Origin of the sequence: Bacillus sp. HMSC036E02, assembly GCF_001836235.1 — a bacterium.
Lineage (GTDB): Bacteria > Bacillota > Bacilli > Bacillales > Bacillaceae_G > Bacillus_A > Bacillus_A cereus.
On sequence record NZ_KV827844.1, the window covers coordinates 1,560 to 1,977 of the forward strand.

The window sequence follows — 418 nt, forward strand, 5'->3', positions numbered from 1 at the left end:
ATTTCCCGTATCTACCATTTCATTTTCTATTTTTAATGATAGAACTTCAGTCATGCCTTTTTTGATTTCAAATAATACTGGATCTGTTAGTTTCTTATAGCCTGGTAAACTTTCTTTCTCTACTAATTTGTACTTTCCTACTGATAGATCTGAGATTTTTGCTTTACCATCTTTATCTGTTTTTACTTCTGTTACTACTTTTCCTTGCTCATCTTGCACTTCGAAGACTACGCCTTCTAATACTTTTTGGCTATCTTTATCTATTTTTGTAATTTCTACTGAGCCTTTGTCTAACTGCTCATTTTCTACTTTTATTGCTAAAGCTTTTGTCATACCTTTTGTAATTTCAAATGGTACTGGTTCTGTTAGCTTTTTATAACCTGGTAAGCTTTTCGTCTCTACTAATTTGTACTTTCCT

Annotated in this window: 1 protein-coding gene; it reads right to left on the minus strand. The window is 31.6% G+C overall.

The window, feature by feature from the left end:
- Positions 1-418, minus strand: a 418-nt coding sequence (locus HMPREF2590_RS30740) for an MSCRAMM family protein (protein ID WP_256325151.1), incomplete at both ends; no start/stop codon positions are given.